The sequence below is a fragment of the Mesorhizobium sp. M7A.F.Ca.CA.002.09.1.1 genome (assembly GCF_003998555.1).
Taxonomy (GTDB): Bacteria; Pseudomonadota; Alphaproteobacteria; order Rhizobiales; family Rhizobiaceae; genus Mesorhizobium; species Mesorhizobium ciceri.
On sequence record NZ_RZRR01001304.1, the window covers coordinates 1 to 1,062 of the forward strand.

1 protein-coding gene is annotated in these 1,062 nt (G+C 63.4%); it reads left to right on the forward strand.

The annotated features are described in order from the left end of the window. Positions 1 to 25: 25 nt before the first annotated feature. Positions 26 to 1,062, forward strand: a 1,037-nt coding sequence (locus EN994_RS32735; protein ID WP_164746489.1) for an FAD-dependent oxidoreductase, incomplete at its 3' end; no start/stop codon positions are given.

Consider the following 1,062-nt stretch of genomic DNA (forward strand, 5'->3'; position numbering starts at 1 on the left):
ACAGCAGTAGACCGGAGATACAGCCATGCCGATCCCCCGGTACAAAGCGCCGTCACGCACCGCCTACGACATCGTCATCGTCGGCGGCGCCGTCATCGGTTCGTCCACGGCCTACTGGCTGAGCCAGGCGCTGGGCAGCGGCGCCTCGATCCTCGTGGTCGAACGCGACTCGAGCTACGAATTCTCGTCGACGGCGCTCTCCACCAGTGCGATCCGGCAGCAATATTCCAATCCGATCAATGTGAAGATCAGCCAGTTCGGCATCGAGGTCATCCGCGGATTTCAGGAGCGTATGGCACCTTTCTACAAGGACGAACCGGCGCCCGACCTCGGCTTCAAGGAGCATGGGTATCTTTACTGCTGTTCACCCGACGGCGTCAAAGCGGCCCGCGAGCGCGTCGATCTGCAACGCAGTTTTGGGGCCCACACGGTGTTTCTTGAGCCGGGCCCGCTGAAGGATCGCTTCCCCTGGCTCAATGTGGAGGATCTCGGTGGCGGTTCCTGGGGGGCCAGGGAAGAGGGCTGGTTCGATTCCGTGGGGCTGATGAACGGTTTCCGCCGCGCAGCCCGCGCCAGCGGCGTCGAGTATATTGACAATGCCGTGACAGGGCTGGACATCGCCGATGGGCGGGTCATCTCGGTGCGCCTCGCGACCGGACAGACGGTTGCCTGCGGAACATTGGTCAACGCCGCGGGCCCGCGCGCTCAGCAGGTGGCCGCCATGGCCGGCCTGTCGATCCCGGTCGCGCCCTACAAGCGCTACAGCTTCGTCTTCGCCAGCGCCAACCCGATCCCCGGCCGGATGCCCAATGTCATCGACCTTTCCGGAACATTCGTGCGTCCCGAAGGCGAGCTTTTTCTCACCGGCAACACGCCGCAAGGCGACGGACCGGCCGGCTACGACGACTTTGAAATGCACCATGAAGAGTTCGACGACTACATCTGGCCGGCACTCTGGCACCGCATTCCGTCTTTCGACGCACTCAAGGTCCAGACCAGTTGGACCGGCCACTACGAGTACAACATGCTCGACCACCACGGCATCGTCGGCTTCCACCCGCA